Source organism: Cellulophaga baltica, from assembly GCF_018861125.1.
Classification (GTDB): domain Bacteria; phylum Bacteroidota; class Bacteroidia; order Flavobacteriales; family Flavobacteriaceae; genus Cellulophaga; species Cellulophaga baltica_A.
This window is the reverse complement of sequence record NZ_JAHKQN010000035.1, coordinates 153,972-176,099: the sequence shown is the minus strand read 5'-3', so window position 1 is coordinate 176,099 and position 22,128 is coordinate 153,972. Positions and strand designations below refer to the sequence as shown.

The following is a 22,128-nucleotide window of genomic DNA, read 5'->3' as shown; positions in this document are numbered from 1 at the left end:
TAAAATAAATAAAATTTATTTTATGTTTAATTTAATTTTAATTAGAATCAAATTTTCTACTCTTTTTCTTATTCGGATTTTTAAATAAACGTTTTAAAAATCCATCTTTTTTAATAGGTTCACAATCTAAGAGACTTAAAACCTCATCAGTTGGTTTTTCAAACTTTGCGTTTGTGATTGCGTTGTAATTTTTATCTTTATTTAATTTCTGTAAAAACAAAGCAAACATAGGTAAGGCTGCATTTGCTCCTTGACCTAAACTAGTACTCTTAAAACCAAGTTCATGATTATCTAACCCAACCCAAGTAATATGTACTAATTTAGGTGTAATACCTACAAACCAAGCATCTTTATTATTTTGTGTAGTACCTGTTTTACCTGCAATATCATTCTTTATATTATAAGAATTTCTAATTCTTGATGCTGTACCAGAATTTATGGTAGCTTTCATCATTTCTATCATTATTTGTCTGGTTTCATCAGAAAATGCTTCTTTTTCTGCAATTTCAGGTTTAAAAACTTCTAAAATAGAATCTTTACTATTCTCTATTCTGTTAATTAAAAACGGCGTAACATGTTTTCCGTTATTCACAAAACTAGCGTAAGCACCGGCCATTTCACTTAATTTAATCTCTCCAGTACCTAAAGCTAATGAAGGTTCTTCGGGTAATTCTGCCGTAATTCCCATTTTATTTGCTTGTCGAATTACATTTAAAACACCTGTTTTTTCCAACACTTTTACAGCAACAGTATTTACACTATTACTAAGTGCTTGTTCCATAGAGTAGTTGAGGTAAGCTTCTTCTTTATCGCCTGAGTTGCTTGGAGACCATCCTTTTAAATTTTTGTACTCTACTTCTTCAGCAGAAAAATAAGTACATGGTGTAATTCCGTTCTCAAGTGCGGCAGTGTAAACTACAGGTTTAAAAGTAGAACCAACTTGGCGCTTACTTTGTGAAATGTGATCGTATTTATAGTATTTAAAATTTACACCACCAATCCATGTTTTTACAGCACCAGAATTAGGGTCAATACCCAATGAACCAGTATTTAAAAATTTCATGTAATGTTGTATGCTGTCAATTACCGATGCTTCAACTTGTTTTTCTTCATTCCAATCAATAAATGTCATTGCTTTTTTCTTACTTAATGAATCAATTATTTTGTCTTCGGATAATCCACTTTCTTTTAGTTTCCTATAACTAGCTGTTCTTTTTAAAACTTTAATAACAAGATTTTTATCTTTTAACCAAGGTGCATTTTTGCCATAGCTTTTTTCAAAACTATTTTGCAGTTTAGATAAATGCTCAACCATAGCTTCCTCGGCCATTTTTTGCATCTTATAATCTAGCGTAGTATATATTTTTAAACCAGAAGTATAAATATTATATTCATTACCTTTCTCTTTTTGATCGGAACTCCATTTCGTAAGTTGTTTTCGTACTTCTTCTCTAAAATAAGGTGCTAAACCATCATTATAATTAAAATCGCGGTAATCAAGTTCCAGTGGAAGATTAGATATACTGTCTTTTTCAGCTTCAGAAATGAACTCATTTTTAAACATAGCATTTATTACTAAGTTTCTTCTTCTTAAACTATTTTCAGTATGTATCCTGGGGTTGTAGCCATAAGTAGCTTTTAACATTCCGACTAAAACCGCACTTTCTTCAGTAGTTAAGTTTCTTGCTTTTTTATTGAAAAACTTAAGTGATGCGCTTTCAATACCAAAAGTATTATCTCCAAAACTTACGGTATTTAAATAATGATAAAGAACTTCATCTTTGTTATATAAATCCTCTATCCTTGATGCTATAAACATCTCTTTTATTTTGTCTACAGCAATATTGGTTTTGTTTCTATCTTTTCTTGGGTATAAATTTTTTGCTAATTGTTGCGTAATGGTACTACCTCCACCAGAACTTTGGTCTTGCATTAAAATGGATTTTATAGCGACCCTAAATAAACTAGGATAATCTACTCCTGAATGACTGTAAAACCGTTCGTCTTCAATTGAAATTAACGCGTTTTTTAAGTTTTCAGGAAATTCTTCAAAAGCAATAGGTTGCCTGTCAAATAAGTAATATTTACCTATTAATACACTATCTGCAGTATATACTTCACTAGCTTTTTGGTATTCTAATTTTGATAATTCCGTTTTGCTAGGTAATTTACCCCATATACCTATATATATACTAAAAAGAAATAGGAACACAATACCAACAAAAGTGAGTGCTGCAATTAGTCCGTATCTTAAAATTGGAGATTTAATTTTTTTCAGAATCAAGGTAGTGGTTTTTATAAAAGTTAAAAGTTTAAAATCTATATACGAGTTAGCAATAGGTTTAAGTTCAAAATCTTTACTTTTGAGTTGAATTTATTTTTTTGATGCTAGCTTTCGCAAAGGTTAGCTAATTTTTTTTGAGATGAAGAAACTATCCATTTTATTACTAACACTATCAATTCAATTTTCATTTTCTAATGATTATGATTGGGGAAAAACAGGACATAGAGCTACAGGTGAAGTTGCACAACAACATTTATCAAGAAAAGCCAAAAAGGCAATTTATAAAATATTAGATGGAGAAAGTTTAGCACTTGTTTCTACCTATGCAGACGATATAAAATCAGATAGAAGTTATAAAGCATTTAGCCCGTGGCATTATGTGAATTTTTCTGCTGATGAAAAATATACTGACATCACTCCAAGTGAGCATGGTGATGTAATACAAGGTATTAGAAAGTGTATTGAAGTTATAAAAGATAAAAATAGTACGGAAGTAGATAGAGCATTTTATTTGAAGTTTTTAGTGCATTTAATGGGCGATTTGCACCAACCATTACATGTTGGTCATGCAGAAGATAAAGGTGGTAATGATATTCAAGTACAATGGTTTGGTAAAGGTAGTAACTTGCACCGTGTTTGGGATAGTAATATGATTGACGATTACGGAATGAGCTATACTGAAATTGCAGCTAATTTACCTGTGCTTAATAAAAAAGAAATTAAGCAAGTACAAAGTGGTGATATTTTAGATTGGGTTGAAGAGTCTCAAAAACTAGCAGCTGTTGTATACGGTTCAGTTGAAAAAGGTGAAAAATTAAGTTATAGGTACAGCTACGATTATTTAAGCGTTGTGGAAGATCAACTACAAAAAGGAGGGTTGCGTTTGGCGAAAGTGTTAAACGATTTATTTAAATAATAGTTCTGAAAGTTAAGTTTATTCTTTCATTAATAGGTTTAGCTGTTTTTGGTATTTGATGTAGCCAATGGGTTTGTGTTTCGCCTGACATTATTAATAGGCTACCGCTTTCTAATTCCATTTTGTGTTTTAATCTCTTATCAGTTCTGTGTTTTAAATGAAAAACACGTTTTTGCCCTAATGAAATAGATGCTATACTAGGGTTTTCGCCTAGTTCTTTTTCGTTATCAGAATGCCAGCCATTACTGTCTTTACCGTTTCGGTATAGGTTTAGTAAACAAGTGGTGTATGAGGTATTACTTTTTTCTTCTACCAACTTTTTTAATTCTAAAAGCTCTTTAGTAAATAAATGAGGTTGCATGGTAATGCCAGAGTAGGAGTATGGCTTATCGTTATCGGCGTATAAAGCTGTTAATCTTGGTTGTGCATATACTTTACCAAATACTTTTATATCATCTTGTTGCCAAGAAATCGTTTTTCTAAAAACCTCAAAATACTCTAAAGCAAAATCAGAAGCTAAAAAATTAGGATAATAACTAATATCGCTATCAGGTAAGTTTAAATGAACAGGTTCAGAAAATAAGCTATTCATTCGCTATTGTAAAAGAGATTTTAATTGATTTCTATATTCTGATGGATTTTGGCCTGTAAACTGTTTGAATGATTTATTAAAATGAGAAAAGTTATTAAAACCACATTCAAAACAAACCTCAGTAATACTCATTGGTTTTTCAGCTAATAATTTAGACGCATGAACCAAACGATATTCATTTACAAACTGTACAAAGGTCTTTTTTGTAATCTTTTTGAAATACCTGCAAAATGAAGGAACAGTCATACTAACCATATTAGCAATTTCAACTAAAGTAATTTCTTCTCTAAAATTTGTTTTAACAAAATTGAAAACAATATTTATTCTGTCATTATCTTTAATAGAGGTTTCCATTGAAAAACCTTCAGCATTTAATAGTTTAAACTCATTAGAATTTGCCAGTTCATTTAATATATTTAGGATTGATAGCAAACGTTGAAAATCTGTCTGGTATTCCAAAATTTCTATTTTTTCACCAATTTTCTTTTTTGTGCTACCATAAAAAGCTATGCCCCCTTTACAACTTTCAAAAATGTTTTGTATTTTTTTCATTTCAGGAATGTCAAAAAAATCATTGCCCAAAAAATCTAATTTCATTTGAACAACAGTTTCACTTTTATTTCCTGTCAACCTATCGGTTAGGCCACAGTGAGGTAAATTAGAACCTATTAATATAAGGTCGCCATCAGAATAGTAAGACACATGACTTCCAATTTGTCTTTTACCTGAACCACCATTTATATATACCAGTTCAATCTCTGGGTGATAATGCCAGTCATTATTTACTTTTTCTTTACTCTCATCAAATTTTTGATAGGTAAAAGAGTGACCAAAATCTGGTGCTATAACTTTAAAAGTAGGTTTTTGTAAAATCATACTACAAATGTTTAATAAATGATATAATAATTTAAGCCTAAAATCATAGATATGTGCAAAGTTACCTAAAACTTGTGTTATATTAACGTTAACGAAACATTGAAATTGTTAGTAGGGTAAAATAGCATAGAAATTGGAAAATTGTGACGAGATTTAAACAGATTTAACCATCTACCTTTGCCATGTAAATAAATTAGTAGTCATTTAAACCAAACAATTATGAGAAATTTTCTAAAATTTACAGCGGTGGTAGCCTTAATGTTATGTACAACAGCAGTTATGGCAGATGAGATGAAAGAGAACTTAAAAGCAACTAAAAATGCTAAGAGTTTAATTTTCGAATTGAGTGAAATTTCTAACAACACGAATATTCAGTTTATGGATAGTGACAATCATGTTATTTATTCTAGCTATGCGTCAAGCAAAAAAGGATTTCGTAAGAAGTTTGATTTAAGTAAATTAAGTGAAGGTGTTTACACTTTTAAATTAGACGGAGCAATTAAAACAGTTACATATACAGTTGCTCTTGATGCTGAAGGTGTTACAGTTATTGATAAAGTAGAATACACAAAGCCTGTTTTTACGCAAAGAGGAAATATTGTATTAGTAAACCTTTTAAATGATACAAAAGAAGGTGTGTCAATCAACGTTTACGATTCAAGCGATAGATTATTATTTACTGAAGAAGTAGCTGATTCATTAACTTTTGAGAAAGCAATTGACTTTGGAACTGCTTTTGAAGGTGAATATACAGTAACTGTTAAAGATGCACATGGTGTGTACAGTACTATAGTAACAAAATAAACAATATTGGTTTTAAGTTAAGTTGAGTTAATTTTTTAAACCAAAGGGGAGCACTTGCTCCCCTTTTTCTATTTATATATTTTTCTGTTTTATTTATTACTAGCAATCCAAGTGGTAATCTTTTTTTCAAGTAATGCTAATGGTACACAGCCTGTTTCTAGTACTTGATTATGATATTCTTTAATATCAAATTTGTCTCCCAACTCTTTTTGAGCTTTAGCTCTCAATTCCAATATCTTTAATTGCCCAATTTTATAAGATAAAGCCTGACCAGGATTTGCCATATAGCGCTCAATCTCAGAAGTAATTCCTGCTTCAGATTCTGCTTCATTTTCTAATGAATATTGAATAGCTTGTTCTCTAGTCCATCCTTTTGAATGTAAACCAGTATCAACAACAAGTCTAATTGCTCTGTGCATTTCTGCACCTAACATTCCAAAATATTGATATGGATCTGTATATAAGCCTAATTCTTTTCCTAAAGATTCGGTATATAAAGCCCAACCTTCACCATAAGCACTATACCATAACGTTTTTCTAAACTTAGGTAATTCCTCATTTTCTTGTGTTAATGATATTTGAAAGTGATGTCCTGGAATAGCTTCGTGTAAAAATAAATCTTCATCAGAATACATGTTGTATTTTGTTACATCTGGAATTGGAACATAAAAAATACCAGGTCTAGTACCGTCAATAGATCCAGAGTTGTATTCTGCACTTGCTGATGCTTCTCTAAAAGCTTCTGTTCTACGAACCTCAAAAGGCGTTTTAGGTTGTTTGCCAAAAAGTTTGTCAACCTGGGGTTTCATTTTTGCATGAATCTCATTAAAATTTGCAATTACTTGTTCTGGTGAAGTAAAAGGCATTAATTCTTTCTTATTACGTACAAAGTCAAAAAAAGCTTTTAAGTCTCCTTCAAAACCAACTTCTTTTTTTACTTTTTCCATTTCTGAAGAAATTCGAGCTACTTCGCTTAAACCCAATTCATGAATTTCAGTAGCGGTCATATCAGTTGTGGTATATAACTTTATAGAATAGTCATAATACTCTTTTCCTTTCGGGATACCTTCAATACCACTTGTGGTTCTTGCAGCATTAATATATTCCGAATTCATAAAATCATATAAATTTTGATATGCAGGAATTATTTTGTCTGTTATGATGGTAGTGTAAGCTTCTGTCAAACGGTCAGCATCTATATCAGAAAAATCATCGGGCATATTTTTAATAGGACTAAAAAAAAGATGATTTTCTAAATTTTTATTAGTCATGTCTTTAAGTTGTGGTGCAACTTTAACAACTAGTGATTTTGGTAAAACGTATCCGGTTTTAACTCCTTCTTCCATTTTAGTTTTAGCACTTGCCAACCATTCGGTATAAGAATTTAAACGCTTTAGCCAATTGTCATAATCTTCTACAGTTTTAAATGGTTGTGCTCCTTCACCACTTGCTAGTTGCCCCATCATTAACTGCATGGTCCACATTTGATCAACCGGGAAAAGGTCTTCCCTAAAACTTAATCGCTCTAAATTTCTATCGCATTCCCAAAGTAATATTTCTTTACTCATTTGCTGACTAGAGGTAAGAGAAGCTTCATCAATTGAGGCTATTTTTTCTTTATAGTTAGTGTAGAATGCATTTTCAGATGCCTTAAAAGCATCAGTCAAATTATTCGGTAATATATCATTATATCTGGCATCACCTTGAAAAGTAGCGTTTAAAGGGTAAAGTTTTAATCCTTCTTCAAAATAATTGTCTAATAAACTATCAAATTCAGTATTTTGAACAGTAATAGTTTCTTCTTTCTTCACTTCTTCTTTACAAGAATAAAAGCCTATAATACACAAGGCAGTAATTAGAATTTTTTTCATAATTTTCATTTATTTAAGCAAATTTTTCACGCGTTCTTTTTTGTAATTAGGTAAAGCATCATTTTCTAAAATAAGTCGTATGGTACGTTGGTCTTTTTCTTTAGCAAACAAAAACTCATAATATTGGTGAATAGTTAACGCGTTAGTTGATTGTGTTTTTAAAAGCATAGTGTCACCAATAGTTACAGTACCGGTTTCTAATATTTTAATATATGTGCCTGGGTAATTGTGTTGTACAAACTGTTTTATTATTTTTTGATCTTGAAACCTTACGCCTAATTTATAACAAGGTTCTCTGGGTTGTGTAATTTGAACCAAAGCAGAACCTAATTCATATACATCACCAATTCTTAGTGTTGATTCATCGAGACCTTTAATAGTAAGGTTTTCGCCAAACATACCCCAGTTCCAATCTAAATTTGGGTATAAGTTTTTCCAGTAATCATATTGCTCTGCAGCATATAAATAGCAAGCTTTATTTACACCGCCATGATACCTTCTGTCAATTACAGTATCATTATCAACATCTTCTGTATTTAAAAATAAAGGTTTGTTAGTTGGGTATTTGTATATACCAGTTTGTTCTTCTTTGCCATTCCATTTAATGGTTGTAGATGTTCCAATATTTGTTGAGATTACCTTCATCTGATAAAGGTAAAAACTTAGAGGAAATTAAAAAGAGAATTGAAATTTAATATTGTAAGTACCAATAGGCCCAATACATAAGTACAAATTGTAAAGGAACACGTAGAATTAAAATCCATTTAGGAATACCAGCACTTTCTTTTTTACCTGAAAGCATATAAAAATGAACTAATAAAAATACAGCCAACATAGCAATAATACCGTAAATAGCTAAGTTTTTTGTGCTTGAAAAACACAATCCAATACCCAAAATAATTTCTGCTAAACCACTTAATGCAACAAGTAACTTGTGCTTAGGTAAAAATCTAGGCATAATTCGTAAATACGTTTTTGGTTTTATAAAGTGCATAATACCAGCAAATACGTATATAGTTGCCATAATATATAAGTGAAAAGGGTATTGCATAACTGTTAATCTTTAAAATGCCAAAAAGGAATAGTCACTAAAGTATCATTCTTTACTCTGGTAGAATCATTTGGTGGTGCTAAAATACGTAGTATATGTTTGCCTTCTGGTAAATTTCTAATATTTAGATACGTTTCAAAACCGAGTCTTTTGTGTTTATCTGTTGTAACAGTGTACTCAGTAGAGAATTGAAGTGTGTCGATTTTAATTGAATATATTTTGCTAAATGTATCTAAGTATTCACTTTCTTTTTTGTGATTTTCTGAGTTGTCTATACCAAAATCAATTCCTCTTAAATCTATTTCAGGCTTAACAGATTTATTAGTTTTAAAAATTTGGTCTTCTATTTCTTCTTTATATAAAATGAAAACCTTTAAATATGAAGTATTTATAACTTTAGACGGGATGGAGGCAATTTGTATGAAATCTTCATTTTTTGAAAGTAGATCATCGTAGTTTCTTGGGTTCGAATAGCTTTCCCATGATACTTGATTATCATTTAAATAATTGGATTGTTTAAAGTTTATGTTATCTAACAAGGAAACTATTAAATATAGTGGGATTAAAACAAACATTAATTTTTTTCCAAATTTGTTATCTAAGAAATTGTAAACCAATGGTCTATATAAAAAAGATAAAGTTAAATAACTGAATAACCAGTAAATTGGAAAGTACATTTTAGCAATCAACTTATTCTTTTTTAAAATTCCTTGACCAATAAAGTCTATAAATACTACAAAAGATAAAAATATGTAGATGCACAGAGTTATGCTAAAAAGTACTAGAGCCCATATATTTTCTGATATATGTGAGTTATCAATTAAAAAATATGAAACGGAAAGTATTACGAAAAGAAATATAAAGAACGCTAGAACATAAAATATTAGTAAGAAAGATATAGCGAAAAGAATACTACAATACTTTTCTAACTCTCCAATATACTTGTCAAAAGAACCTATTTTCTTTTTTAAATAAAATGTGAATTTATCGGTGTAATTTAAAGTCTTGTAATCAATATCGCCTGAAACATATCTTAAGCCTACTGCACCAATCCATAAACCTCTGAAAATTACATGTAATATTAGGTTAAAAGTTAAAATACTCCATATTGAGCCAATAATTTTCCATAGCAAGTCTAAAAAATCAAGATCCATTTCTTTTGCTTTTAATGAAGCAACATTAATGGGGTCATATGCTAATATTAAAGCATAAATAGCAAACCCTGATATAATTAATTCAAGCTGCCAACTTTCTTGTTGTAATTTATCTAACCATTTTTTAAAAGCAGGACTACGGTAATCGTTATTCATTGGTAGGTTATAGGTTGTTTGCAGAAAGATACTAACTTTCTGTAAATAAAAAAGCCACACTAAATGAATAGTGTGGCTTGCTTTAAATTGATGAATTCAATTTATTTTACCATCTCGTAACTGCGTTTGATAAAGTTCGTAAGTTCTTCACCTTTTAATAGTCCTTTTGATAAACGAGCTAAATCTAAAGATTGATTTATTAATCGTTCTTTTTTCTTAGCTGTTTTAGTATTTAATATTTCAGACACTAAATCACTGTTTGTGTTTACAATTAGGTTATACATTTCTGGCATGTTATCCATTCCAAACATTCCGCCGCCACCGCCGGTTTGTTGCATCTCTTTCATACGACGCATAAACTCAGGTTCTGTAATGGTAAATGGAGAAGATTCGCTGTCCATAGCTTCTAATTGAACTGTAAAGGTTTTGTCTGTAATTGTCTCTTCCAATTCTTTTTTCAAAGTCTCTTTTTCTTCATCAGATAACTTAGAAATTTGCTCTTCATCTTTTTTGATTAGATTATCTATATGATCCGCATCTACACGAGCAAAAGAAATGTTCTCTTTTGATGTCTCTAATTTTTGCATTAAGTGCGAAATAATTGGAGAATCTAAAAGTAATACTTCATATCCTTTAGCTTTAGCAGCTTCAATATAACTGTGTTGAGCTTCTTTGTCAGAAGCATAAAGAATAACTAATTTATCATCTTTATCAGTTTGGTTTGTTTTAAGCTTTTCTTGTAATTCTTCAAAAGTGAAAAACTTACCATCTACCGTTGGGTATAAAGCAAACTTATCAGCTTTGTCAAAGAACTTATCTTCAGAAAGCATACCGTACTCAATAACTATTTTAATATCATTCCATTTTGCTTCAAAATCTTCTCTATTGTTTTTAAATAAAGAGGCAAGTTTATCAGCAACTTTTCTAGTAATGTATGATGATATTTTTTTAACAGCACCATCAGCTTGTAAGTACGAACGAGAAACGTTTAATGGAATATCTGGTGAATCAACTACACCACGTAACATCATTAAAAATTCAGGAACAATACCTTCAACATTATCAGTTACGTAAACTTGATTTTGATACAGTTGAATTCTATCTTTTTGAGAATTTAAATCATTAGTTAACCTTGGGAAATATAAGATACCTGTTAAGTTAAAAGGGTAATCTACATTCAAGTGAATATGGAATAAAGGCTCCTCAAACTGTGTTGGATATAATTCTCTGTAGAAATTTTGATAATCTTCAGTTTCTAATTCAGAGGGTTGTTTTGTCCAAGCCGGATTAGGGTTGTTAATGATATTATCAACCTCTTGTGTAGGAGCTTCATCTTCTTCTTTAGCGCCTTCAGGTTTTGGTAATGTTTCTGTTTTAGTTCCGAATTTTATAGGAACTGGCATGAACTTATTGTACTTCGTTAAAAGCTCGCTAATTCTATTATCTTCTAAAAATTCAGTAGAATCTTCAGCAACGTGTAATACAATTTCAGTACCTCTTTCAGTTTTATCAGAAGCTTCTAATTCAAAATTAGGAGAACCATCACAAGACCAATGTACGGCAGGCTCATCTTTAAAGCTCTTAGTAATTATTTCTACTTTTTCTGCAACCATAAATGCAGAATAGAAACCTAAACCAAAGTGACCGATAATACCAGAATCTTTAGCAGTGTCTTTATATTTATCTAAAAACTCTTCTGCACCAGAAAATGCTACTTCGTTTATGTATTTTTTTACTTCGTCTTCGGTCATACCTAGACCTTGATCAATAATATGGATTTTCTTCCCTTCTTTATCAACCTTTATTTCTATAACCGGATTCCCGTACTCAACAGAAGCTTCACCAATTGATGTCAAATGCTTTAATTTTAAAGTAGCATCTGTGGCATTAGAAATCAACTCTCTTAAAAATATTTCGTGATCGCTGTATAAGAATTTCTTTATTAATGGAAATATATTATCTACCGACACATTAATTTTACCTGTAGCCATATGTAATTTAAAATTTTAATTTATTAATATGGTTTGCTAGTAGTCAAAAAAAATACCATTGTATGGTAAAGTGACAAACTGACATAAAGCACTGATTGAGACCCTAATTTTTCTGTTTGAGTTAAAATTGTCTGACAATTTATACAATTTACTCTAGTTTAATATTTTTGTTTAATTTTTTTAGGAAATAGTTAAACAAAAGTGTAGTTTTATATCATAATATGGTTAGATAGAGGTTGCTATGAAAAAGAAAATCTTTCTATACTCAATATTATATAAGTTGTTGTTAAAACGTATTTCGTATAACGGAATACGTTTTTTTAACCTTAACTTTAGTGTAGCATACTACTTTTATTATGTTTTAACCTATTAAAAATAAAGATCATGGCTAAAAAATCACAAAAAGAAAAACTTACCGATGATGTTATAATTGGTATGTATATGGATTATGTTTTAGAACATGAAACTGTTCCTAAATCAATTTATAAATTCTGCAAAAGCAATGAGATTAAGGAAGAAGAATTTTATAAATTCTTCGGATCAATCGAAACAATACAAACGGCAATTTGGGAAAAGTTTTATACCAATACCCATAGTTTAATTGTCACTAGTGATGATTATGATAGTTATTCAAATAAAGATAAGATGCTTACATTTTATTTCTCAATGTTTGAGTTGCTTACTATGAATAGGAGTTATGTGCTTTTTACTCTAAAAGAGCATAAAAACTTATTAAAAAACTTAAGTCAGTTAAAAGGCTTAAGAGGTCATATAAAAACATTTGCCACAGAATTAATTAATGATGGTAACTCAGATAAGAATTTCAAACTGACAAAAAAGAATCCTAAAGTGTTTTCTGAAGGTGCTTGGTTTCAATTTTTATTTCTTTTAAAATTTTGGATGGATGATTCAAGTCCTGCATTTGAGAAAACTGATGTGGCCATTGAAAAATCTGTAAATACAGTATTTGATGTTTTTGAAAATACACCTTTAGATAGCTTAATTGATTTTGGTAAGTTTTTGTATAAAGAAAACTTCGCATAATTCTGTTTAATTAGATACCGTTACAATGAAGACATTAGATAAAATCCCTACGGGAAAGATAGAAAGAGCCGGTAAACTTGTGAAAACAGGAGTTAAAATAGGTGGTAATTACGTAAAGTATTATAGTAAAAAAATTGTAAATCCTGAGCTAAATAAAGATGAGCTTAACGAGGATAATGCTGGTGATATTTATGATGGCTTAAAAAGTTTAAAGGGTAGTGCGCTTAAAGTAGCGCAAATGCTGAGTATGGAAAAAAACTTGTTACCAGCTGCTTATGTTGAAAAATTCTCATTAGCGCAATTTTCTGTACCACCACTTTCAGCGCCATTAGTTCGTAAAACATTTAAAAAATACCAAGGGCAATACCCTGATGAGGTTTTTGATACTTTTGAAAAAGATTCTATAAATGCAGCGAGTATAGGCCAGGTGCATAAGGCAACCAAAAACGGGAAAGCACTAGCGGTGAAAATTCAATACCCTGGAGTTGCGGAAAGTATTTCAAGTGATTTAGCTATTGTAAAGCCAATCGCTATAAAAATGTTTAACCTACAAGGTAAAGATTCTGATAAGTATTTTAAAGAAGTAGAAAACAAGCTTGTTGAAGAAACCAATTACCTGCTTGAAATGAAACAAAGCCAAGAAATAACCAAAGCTTGTGCTGTAATATCAAATTTAGAGTTTCCTAATTACTATCCTGAGTATTCTAGTGAGCGAATCATTACGATGGATTGGATGAATGGTGTTCATTTAAGCGAGTTTACTAAAACAGATTTTAATGAAGCTACTGGAAGTAAATTAGGACAAGCTTTATGGGATTTTTACATGTATCAGATTCATGGTCTTCGTAAAGTTCATGCAGACCCACATCCTGGAAACTTTTTAGTGAGTGAAAAAGAAAGTTTAATAGCCATAGATTTTGGTTGTATAAAAGAAATTCCGGACGAGTTTTATATTCCATATTTTGAATTAGCAAAAAAAGAAGTTATTGAAGATGATGCTAAATTTATGGATAAACTATATGAGCTTGAAATATTAATGGAAACAGACTCACCTTCTGAATTAAAATTCTTCAAAGCACTTTTTAAAGAAATGCTGACACTCTTTACATCACCATTTAATGAAGAAAATTTTGATTTTGGTTCTGATAATTTTTGGGAGAAAATTGCAGATTTAAGTCAGCGCTACTCTCAAGATAATCAAATTAGAAAAATGAATGGTAACCGTGGATCAACTCATTTTTTATATATGAATAGAACGTTTTTTGGGTTATTTAATCTGTTGCACGATTTAAAGGCTAAAGTTGAGGTAAATAGCTTTAAGCAGTATTTACGTTAAAAATAGATGCTTCTGTGTTATTTCAATTTAGGCAAGTAGACTTTAATATCTATAATATTACTTAAATTGCGCCATTAAAAATTTATTTAATTTGTAGTTTTAGTAGAAATCATCTCAATAGAACTCAGAAAAAAAATATATGTATAATTCAAAAATAATAGGATTAGGGCATTATGTGCCAGAAAACGTAGTTACCAATGATGATTTATCAAAGGTAATGGATACCAATGATGAATGGATTCAGGAGCGAACTGGTATAAAAGAAAGACGCCATGTTGTAAAAGGTGATGGTGATACTACAACTTCAATGGGTGTAAAAGCTGCTAAAGTTGCCATTGAGCGTGCTGGGATAGATAAAGATGATATAGACTTTATAGTTTTTGCAACATTGAGTCCTGATTATTATTTTCCTGGGCCAGGAGTTTTAGTGCAAAGAGATTTAGGAATAAAAACTGTAGGTGCTCTTGATGTGAGAAACCAATGTTCAGGTTTTATTTATGGTATATCTGTAGCGGATCAATATATTAAAAGTGGTATGTATAAAAACATATTGGTTATTGGTTCTGAAGTTCACTCTCACGGGTTAGATATGACTACAAGAGGTCGTGCAGTATCCGTAATATTTGGTGATGGTGCAGGTGCGGCTATTTTAAGTAGAGAAGAAGATACTTCAAAAGGTATCTTATCTACGCATTTACATTCTGAAGGGCAACATGCTGAAGAATTATCATTGCTTGCTCCAGGGATGGGTAATAGATGGGTTAGTGATATTATTGCAGATAATGATCCAAATGATGAATCATATTTACCGCATATGAATGGGCAATTTGTATTTAAAAATGCAGTAGTTCGTTTTAGTGAGGTAATTGTTGAAGGTTTAAAAGCTAATAAATTAGAGGCTACTGATATTGATTTGTTGGTGCCACACCAAGCAAACCTTAGAATATCTCAATTCATTCAAAAGAAATTTGGTTTAAAAGACGATCAAGTGTTTAATAATATTATGAATTATGGAAACACAACTGCAGCTTCAATTCCGATAGCTTTAACAGAAGCATGGGAGCAAGGCAGGGTAAAAGAAGGTGATACTGTAGTGTTAGCTGCTTTCGGTAGTGGCTTTACATGGGGTAGCGCTATTATTAAATGGTAAATAACAGCCTGTTTATAAAAAAGTAAAACCCTGATGTTTCCATCAGGGTTTTTAATTATCGATAATGTGCACTAAACACTAACCATTAACTATAAAAATACAGCATTAACGACAAAATTATAAATATCTTTGATACGGCTAATAGACGTAAATTATTTTAAAAACTTTCAATTATTAACAAACTTTAACATCAAATTCGATATAATGCCAAAGACACTCGTTATAGGGGCTTCATTAAAACCAGAAAGGTACAGTAATATTGCTGTGAAAAGGCTCGTAGAAAATTCTATCAAGACCGAAGCTTACGGTTTAAAAGAAGGTAAAATAGGTTCAGTACAAATTAAAACCAATTTTACCGATTTACAAAATATACATACAGTTACTTTATATTTAAATCCCAAAAGGCAGGTTTATATTTATGATGATATTTTAAACTTAAAACCTAAAAGAGTGATCTTTAACCCTAGAACAGAGAATGTTGAGTTTTATAATTTATTAGAAAAGCAGGGAATAGAAGTTGAAGTTGCATGTACTTTAGTTTTGTTGGCAACTAATCAATATAATTAGATTTTTAAAAATTATCTTACAAAATACGTTAGTAATTCTTTAGTGTTTAGCTGTTGTTTCTTAATTCATAATTAATAGTTGCATAAAATATTAAGATTAAAAATTAAGAACAGTTCGTATAATATTGTAATTTCGCTACCATGGAATTTTCTTCAAAATTTTTAGAAAATGCAGTGTATGAAATCTCTCAATTGCCGGGAATAGGTAAGCGTACAGCATTGCGTTTAGCTTTACATTTATTAAAACAGCCAGAAGAACAAACAAGCAGACTCTCTGGGGCGCTTGAAAATTTACGTTCTCAAATTAAATTTTGTAAAAACTGTCATAATATATCTGATGTTGAATTGTGTGAAATTTGTTCAAACCCTAAAAGAGATACAACATTAGTTTGTGTTGTTGAAGATATTAGAGATGTAATGGCTATTGAGAATACTGGACAGTATAGAGGTTTGTATCATGTACTAGGAGGTAAAATATCACCAATGGAATGTGTAGGCCCACAAGATCTAACAATTTCATCATTGGTAGATAAAGTAAAAAACGGAATGGTTAATGAGTTGATTTTTGCCTTAAGTTCTACAATGGAAGGAGATACTACTAACTTTTATATTTTCAAACAGTTAGAAGGTTTGAGTGTGAAAACTTCAACAATAGCAAGAGGTATTGCTGTAGGTGATGAATTGGAATATGCTGATGAGGTAACTCTTGGGCGGAGTATTTTAAATAGAATTCCGTTTGAAAACTCAATGAAAGCTTCTTGAAAATAGATGAAGTTAATATAATGAAAACGCGATTTTTTTAGTATTTTCGCAATAAAGTATTATAATCAAGTACATTTGTTAAATATATGTCAAAATTTGAATTGAAATTACCGCAAATGGGAGAAAGCGTTGCAGAGGCAACGCTAACAACATGGTTAAAAGAAGTTGGTGATACAATAGAAATGGATGAAGCAGTTTTTGAAATTGCTACAGATAAAGTAGATTCTGAAGTGCCAAGTGAAGTAGAAGGTGTTTTGGTTGAAAAACTTTTTAATGTTGATGATGTTGTGTCGGTAGGGCAAACAGTAGCAATTATAGAAATTGATGGTGAAGCGTCAAATGAAATACCTGTAAAAACAGAAGAAGTAGTTACAGAAGATTCTAATGATGTGGAAGCGGAAGTGTTAGAGAAAGAAATTTCTTTCGTACGTGAATCTGTAGGGGCTCCAGTAGCTGTTCAAAGTACTACAGATCGTTTTTATTCTCCTTTAGTTAAAAACATTGCTAAAGAAGAAGGTGTTTCTGGTTCTGAGCTGGATAATATTGTGGGTACAGGAAAAGATGGTCGTGTTACAAAAACAGATATCATTGATTATGTAACGGCTAAAAAATCAGGTAAGCAACCCATTGAAAATAAGGTAGAAGTAGAGAAGCCAGTTGAGGCTCCTGTAAAAGAAGAATCTGTAGTTGTTAATTCGCAACCTAAAACTATTGTTCAAAAAGCGGCAAGTCCTGAAGTGGTAGAAGCTGCTATTTCAAACGGACATGAAGTTGTGCCTATGACAAGAATGGGGAAATTGATTTCTCAATATATGATTAAGAGTGTTTCAACTTCGGCACATGTTCAGAGTTTTATTGAGGTTGATGTTACTAATATTGTTAACTGGAGAAATAAAGTAAAAACTTCTTTTCAAAATAGAGAAGGAGAAAAATTGACCTTTACGCCTATATTTATGGAAGCTGTTGCGATGGCTTTAAAAAAGTATCCTTTGATAAATATATCGGTTGAAGGTGATACAATTATCAAAAAGAAAAATATTAATATAGGTATGGCGGCGGCTTTACCAGATGGTAATTTAATAGTTCCGGTAATAAAAAATGCAGACCAACTTAACTTGGTTGGTATGGCAAAAGCCGTGAATGATTTAGCAAGTAGAAGTAGAGCTAATAAATTAAAGCCAGATGAAATTAAAGAAGGCACATATACGGTAACAAACGTAGGTACCTTTGGTAGTGTTTTTGGTACACCTATTATTAATCAGCCACAAGTTGCAATTTTAGCTTTAGGTGCTATTCGAAAAGTACCATCAGTAATTGAAACTGCTGAAGGTGATTTTATTGGTATACGTAGTAAAATGTATTTATCGCATAGTTATGATCACCGTGTTGTTAACGGAGCGCTTGGTGGAATGTTTATAAAAGCAGTAGCCGATTACCTTGAAGCTTGGGATGTAAATAGAGAAGTTTAAGTTTTTCTAAATTTAAAAATTATATAAAATGCTCCTTAATTATGGAGCATTTTTTTGTTAATAATGCTTTTTGAAATATGGTTAAATTGTGCATTTCATTTTTTGAACATGTATATTTGTTAAAATTTTAGTAAACATGCAATTAAAGTTAACCCGTCCTATTTGTTTTTTTGATTTAGAAACAACAGGTGTAAACGTGGCGAAAGATAGAATAGTTGAAATAGCTATACTTAAAATTTTTCCTAACGGAAATAAGGAAAGTAAAACTTGGTTGGTAAACCCCGAAATGGTTATACCTGATGAGGTTATTGCTGTTCATGGTATATCAAATGAAAAAGTGGCAAATGAACCTACTTTTAAAGAGCTTTCAAAAGATATTTATAATATGATAAAGGATAGCGATTTAGGAGGCTTTAATTCTGATCGTTTTGATATTCCTTTATTAGCAGAAGAAATGTTACGTGCTGATGTTGATTTTGATATGAAAAATACCGTATCTGTTGATGTTCAAACTATTTTTCATAAAATGGAAAAAAGAACTTTAGGTGCGGCTTATAAGTTTTATTGTGATAAAGACTTGGTTGATGCGCATAGTGCGGCAGCAGATACTAATGCGACATATGAGGTGCTACTTTCTCAGTTAGATAGGTATCCTGATTTGGAAAATAATGTAAAAAAATTAGCGGCCTTTTCATCGCATAAAAGAACGGTAGATTTTGCTGGTTTTATTATTTATGATGAAGATGATGAAGAGATTTTTTCTTTTGGGAAGCACAAAGGAAAAAAAGTGCATGATGTTTTGGAAAAAGAACCTGGGTATTTTAGTTGGATTTTGAATGCAGACTTTCCTTTATACACCAAAAAAATATTAACGCAAATAAAATTAAGTAAGTTAAATAATAAGTTAGGATAATGCGTTTTTTTTTATTGTTCTTGTTTGTTGTAACTCAGTTAACTGCGCAAGAAGTATATTTTGAGGGTGTTGTTTACGATAGTAAAACAAATGAAACAGTACCGTTTGTAAACCTTAGTTTTTTAGAAACTTTAAAAGGGACATCTTCTGATGAAGAAGGTCATTTTTTTATGGATTTACCTGCAAGTTATTTAGATAAACAATTGCATTTATCGTCGTTAGGATATAACGATACGGTGGTAAGTGCACGCTCTGTCTTTAAAGCTAAAAAGTTTAAAATGGTTCCAGAATCATTTGAGCTAAATGAGGTTGTGGTTACAGAAACTTTGGGTGACATGTCAGTTTTAAATCCTATTAGTAGCAGTAGCTTAGTGAGCGGTTTTTCATCATCAACCACGCCTTGGGTATTAGCTTTGTATTTCCCAAATATAGGGCAACAGAAAAAATATGTAAATAAAGTCACTATCTTTTTTCAAAAAAATGAAGGCTTTAAAGGTGATGCATCAAAGTTCAGAATTAGATTGTATGATGTTGATCCAAAAACAAAGCATCCTACTAAAGATTTATTACATAAGAGTGTAGTTTTAGAAACAGAAACTGGTAAAGATTATGTTTCAATTGATTTGTCAGCTTTCAATATAAAAATGCCACAGCAAGGTGTTTATATAGGTTTGGAATGGTTGTTTGTGCCGTTTAATTGGTATAAAAACACCGAAAAAAATAATATAACAAATAAATTGTTTGTTGAAGATAGATTTGCCCCTACCTTTAGTGGAATGTATTCTAAAAATCAAAACTATAAAGTTATGGTTTACGGAATGGGTGAGTGGGTTGATTTTGTGGTTAAGTCAAAAGATAAAAATCAGAATTTTATACCTGCTGTAAGTTTAAAATTGGCAAAAAAATAGTTCTAAAAATTTAGCACATGAAAATAATCTGTATTGGTCGTAATTATACTGCTCATATAGCAGAGTTGCAAAATGAAAAACCAACTGATCCTGTTGTTTTTATAAAACCAGATTCTTCGGTATTACCTAAAGAGCAAGATTTTTATATTCCAGAATTTTCGAATGACATTCATTACGAAGTTGAAGTGTTGGTAAAAATCAAAAAAGTAGGAAAACATATTGAAGAAAAATTTGCGCCTAATTATTATGATGAAATAGGTTTAGGAATCGATTTTACAGCTCGTGATGTGCAACAAAAATTAAAAGAAAAAGGGTTGCCTTGGGAGAAAGCAAAAGGTTTTGACGGTGCTTCTGTAATAGGAAAATGGGTATCAAAAGAAGAATTTTTAGATGTAAATAATTTAAATTTCTCATTAGCTAAAAACGATGAAATAGTGCAGGATGGCAACACTAACCTGATGCTGTGGAAGATAGATGAGATCATATCATATGTAAGTAAGTATTTCACCCTTAAAAAGGGTGATGTGTTGTTTACAGGTACGCCAGCGGGTGTTGGTAGTGTTGAAACTAATGATTATCTTTCAGGAAAGTTAGAAAATATTGAAATGTTCAATGTAAACATTAAATAAAAAGATGATATATAGTCTCGATAAAATAAATGAATTGGCGGATGGTGATGAAGAGTTTATATTGTCTGTAGTTTCTGTTTTTTTAGAAGAAGTGCCTGAAGATTTATCACTTCTAGAAACTGCTGTAGATGCTAAAGATTTTCCTTCTATATATCAACTAGCGCATAAAATTAAACCTAATGTTGATTTATTAGGCATGGAGCAAACACGAGCAAATGCTTTGGCTATTGAAAATTTAGGTAAAGAAGGTGTTAATGGTGCTGCTGTAGATGAAATATTTCCAATTCTTAAAAAAGATATTCATCAGGTAATAGGAGAATTAAAAAACGACTTCGACGTATAATGCAAGCAGAGATTATTACAATTGGCGATGAAATACTCATTGGTCAAATTGTAGATACAAATTCAGCTTTTATAGCTGAAGAATTTAATAAAATAGGACTTTCTGTTTATCAAATAACATCAGTGCAAGATGATCGGTTGCATATTTTGCAAGCTTTAGAAAATGCTGAAAAAAATGTTGATGTTGTTATCATAACTGGCGGTTTAGGTCCTACAAAAGATGATATTACCAAACATACACTTTGTGAGTACTTTAATGATTATTTAAAGCAAGACGATGCTGTTCTTAAGCATGTAGAAGAAATTTTTGCTAAATATTCTGATAGACCTTTGTTGCAAGTAAATAAAGATCAAGCATTACTGCCCTCAAAAGCAACTACTTTGTTTAATGAACAAGGTACTGCCCCTGGTATGTGGATGAAATCTAAATCAAATACTGTTTTTGTTTCATTGCCTGGTGTCCCTTTTGAAATGAAAGCATTGATTAAGAATCAAGTAATTCCTAAAATTCAGTCAGAATTTAAATTACCATTTATTCTCCACAAAACAATTGTTACATACGGGGTAGGAGAAAGTGCTTTGGCAGCACAGATTGAAGATTGGGAGAATCAATTGCCAGCACATATAAGTTTAGCTTATTTACCAAGTTTAGGCTCAGTACGGTTACGATTAAGTGCAAAAGGTGATAGTAAAGAAGCTGTAAATAAAGATGTTAACTTAGAGGTAAAAAAACTTTATGAGCTTATAAGTGATGTTACTTATGGTGAAGAAGGTGAAGATATTCACGAGGTTGTGGTAAAGCTATTGAAAAGTAAAAATATGACCTTGGCTACCGCAGAAAGTTTTACGGGCGGAAGTATTGCTTCTAAAATTACAGCAAAACCAGGATCATCAGCTTATTATAAAGGTACAGTAGTGAGTTATGCTACAGAGGCAAAAATAAACGTATTGCAAATACCAGAAGAAATTATAAACACTTATTCTGTAGTAAGTAAACAAGTGGTTGAAGCAATGGCTTTGAATGTAAAAAAGCTATTAAATGCAGATTTTGCAATTGCAACCACAGGTAATGCCGGACCTGAAAAAGGAGACTCAAATGAGGAGGTTGGAGACGTTTTTATTGCGGTGGCAACGCCAAGTGGTGTTTATTCAGAGCAATTTAAGATGGGAACGCAAAGGGAAAGAGTTGTGCAACGTTCTGTAAATAAGGCGTTTGAGCTTTTGGAAAAAGAAATTTTAAATTTCTAAAAAAGAAGTTTGTGCAAATGATAAAAAAGTTCTAAATTTGCATCCTGTTTAAAAATAACAAATCCT

Annotated in this window: 21 protein-coding genes; 13 read left to right on the top strand and 8 right to left on the bottom strand. The window is 31.1% G+C overall.

Features of this window, described 5'->3' with window-relative positions; all coding sequences use genetic code 11:
• Window positions 1–37: 37 nt before the first annotated feature.
• Entirely contained in the window at window positions 38–2,284 is a 2,247-nt protein-coding gene (locus KO500_RS16630; protein WP_215957687.1) for a transglycosylase domain-containing protein, read from the bottom strand.
• 139 nt (window positions 2,285–2,423) lie between these two features.
• On the opposite strand from KO500_RS16630, the gene KO500_RS16625 reads away from it, so the two are divergent.
• Window positions 2,424–3,200, top strand: coding sequence for a S1/P1 nuclease (locus tag KO500_RS16625; protein ID WP_215957686.1), 777 nt, complete (start codon window positions 2,424–2,426; stop codon window positions 3,198–3,200).
• On the opposite strand, the gene KO500_RS16620 is transcribed toward KO500_RS16625, so the two are convergent.
• Window positions 3,193–3,792, bottom strand: a complete 600-nt coding sequence (locus KO500_RS16620) for an alpha-ketoglutarate-dependent dioxygenase AlkB family protein (RefSeq protein ID WP_215957685.1) — start codon at window positions 3,790–3,792, stop codon at window positions 3,193–3,195. The two genes, KO500_RS16625 and KO500_RS16620, sit on opposite strands and share 8 nt — an antisense overlap.
• Before the next feature lie 3 nt (window positions 3,793–3,795).
• A complete protein-coding gene (locus tag KO500_RS16615) occupies window positions 3,796–4,668 on the bottom strand; it encodes an AraC family transcriptional regulator (protein WP_215957684.1) in 873 nt (290 codons plus the stop codon).
• A 219-nt stretch (window positions 4,669–4,887) separates the two neighbouring features.
• Between KO500_RS16615 and KO500_RS16610 the strand changes: the two genes are divergently transcribed.
• Window positions 4,888–5,472, top strand: coding sequence for a hypothetical protein (locus tag KO500_RS16610; RefSeq protein ID WP_215957683.1), 585 nt, complete (start codon window positions 4,888–4,890; stop codon window positions 5,470–5,472).
• Window positions 5,473–5,561: 89 nt separating this feature from the next.
• Here KO500_RS16610 and KO500_RS16605 read toward each other — a convergent pair whose 3' ends face one another.
• From KO500_RS16605 to htpG, 5 genes are all read right to left on the bottom strand, one after another.
• Window positions 5,562–7,343, bottom strand: a complete 1,782-nt coding sequence (locus tag KO500_RS16605; RefSeq protein WP_215957682.1) for a DUF885 domain-containing protein — start codon at window positions 7,341–7,343, stop codon at window positions 5,562–5,564.
• 9 nt (window positions 7,344–7,352) lie between these two features.
• Window positions 7,353–7,988, bottom strand: a complete 636-nt coding sequence (locus KO500_RS16600; protein ID WP_215957681.1) for an MOSC domain-containing protein — start codon at window positions 7,986–7,988, stop codon at window positions 7,353–7,355.
• 46 nt (window positions 7,989–8,034) lie between these two features.
• Window positions 8,035–8,394, bottom strand: a complete 360-nt coding sequence (locus KO500_RS16595; RefSeq protein WP_215957680.1) for a DoxX family protein — start codon at window positions 8,392–8,394, stop codon at window positions 8,035–8,037.
• A 5-nt stretch (window positions 8,395–8,399) separates the two neighbouring features.
• Window positions 8,400–9,704, bottom strand: a complete 1,305-nt coding sequence (locus KO500_RS16590; RefSeq protein WP_215957679.1) for a hypothetical protein — start codon at window positions 9,702–9,704, stop codon at window positions 8,400–8,402.
• Between the two features lie 101 nt (window positions 9,705–9,805).
• Window positions 9,806–11,695, bottom strand: coding sequence for a molecular chaperone HtpG (gene htpG / locus KO500_RS16585; RefSeq protein WP_215957678.1), 1,890 nt, complete (start codon window positions 11,693–11,695; stop codon window positions 9,806–9,808).
• Between the two features lie 384 nt (window positions 11,696–12,079).
• Between htpG and KO500_RS16580 the strand changes: the two genes are divergently transcribed.
• The 11 genes from KO500_RS16580 to KO500_RS16530 all read left to right on the top strand — a co-directional run bounded on the left by KO500_RS16580 (window position 12,080) and on the right by KO500_RS16530 (window position 22,062).
• The gene (locus KO500_RS16580) at window positions 12,080–12,739 is read left to right on the top strand and encodes a TetR family transcriptional regulator C-terminal domain-containing protein (protein WP_215957677.1); all 660 of its coding nucleotides are present in this window, start codon (window positions 12,080–12,082) and stop codon (window positions 12,737–12,739) included.
• Between the two features lie 25 nt (window positions 12,740–12,764).
• Window positions 12,765–14,075: an ABC1 kinase family protein gene (locus tag KO500_RS16575; protein ID WP_215957676.1), complete on the top strand. Its 1,311-nt coding sequence runs from the start codon at window positions 12,765–12,767 to the stop codon at window positions 14,073–14,075.
• A 139-nt stretch (window positions 14,076–14,214) separates the two neighbouring features.
• Window positions 14,215–15,225 carry a 3-oxoacyl-ACP synthase III family protein gene (locus tag KO500_RS16570; protein WP_215957675.1) on the top strand — a complete coding sequence of 337 codons (1,011 nt, stop codon included), beginning with the start codon at window positions 14,215–14,217 and terminating at the stop codon, window positions 15,223–15,225.
• Between the two features lie 204 nt (window positions 15,226–15,429).
• Window positions 15,430–15,792: a CoA-binding protein gene (locus KO500_RS16565; RefSeq protein WP_215957674.1), complete on the top strand. Its 363-nt coding sequence runs from the start codon at window positions 15,430–15,432 to the stop codon at window positions 15,790–15,792.
• A gap of 140 nt (window positions 15,793–15,932) precedes the next feature.
• Window positions 15,933–16,553, top strand: a complete 621-nt coding sequence (gene recR, locus KO500_RS16560) for a recombination mediator RecR (protein WP_215957673.1) — start codon at window positions 15,933–15,935, stop codon at window positions 16,551–16,553.
• Between the two features lie 86 nt (window positions 16,554–16,639).
• Complete coding sequence (locus KO500_RS16555) at window positions 16,640–18,022, top strand: dihydrolipoamide acetyltransferase family protein (protein ID WP_215957672.1); 1,383 nt, start codon at window positions 16,640–16,642, stop codon at window positions 18,020–18,022.
• 136 nt (window positions 18,023–18,158) lie between these two features.
• Window positions 18,159–18,935 carry a 3'-5' exonuclease gene (locus KO500_RS16550; RefSeq protein ID WP_215957671.1) on the top strand — a complete coding sequence of 259 codons (777 nt, stop codon included), beginning with the start codon at window positions 18,159–18,161 and terminating at the stop codon, window positions 18,933–18,935.
• Entirely contained in the window at window positions 18,935–19,843 is a 909-nt protein-coding gene (locus KO500_RS16545; protein WP_215957670.1) for a carboxypeptidase-like regulatory domain-containing protein, read from the top strand. Before KO500_RS16550 ends, KO500_RS16545 begins: the two co-directional genes overlap by 1 nt.
• A 17-nt stretch (window positions 19,844–19,860) precedes the next feature.
• Entirely contained in the window at window positions 19,861–20,472 is a 612-nt protein-coding gene (locus KO500_RS16540; protein ID WP_215957669.1) for a fumarylacetoacetate hydrolase family protein, read from the top strand.
• Window positions 20,473–20,476: 4 nt separating this feature from the next.
• The gene (locus KO500_RS16535) at window positions 20,477–20,815 is read left to right on the top strand and encodes an Hpt domain-containing protein (RefSeq protein WP_215957668.1); all 339 of its coding nucleotides are present in this window, start codon (window positions 20,477–20,479) and stop codon (window positions 20,813–20,815) included.
• Window positions 20,815–22,062 carry a competence/damage-inducible protein A gene (locus KO500_RS16530; RefSeq protein ID WP_215957667.1) on the top strand — a complete coding sequence of 416 codons (1,248 nt, stop codon included), beginning with the start codon at window positions 20,815–20,817 and terminating at the stop codon, window positions 22,060–22,062. Before KO500_RS16535 ends, KO500_RS16530 begins: the two co-directional genes overlap by 1 nt.
• Window positions 22,063–22,128 lie beyond the last annotated feature (66 nt).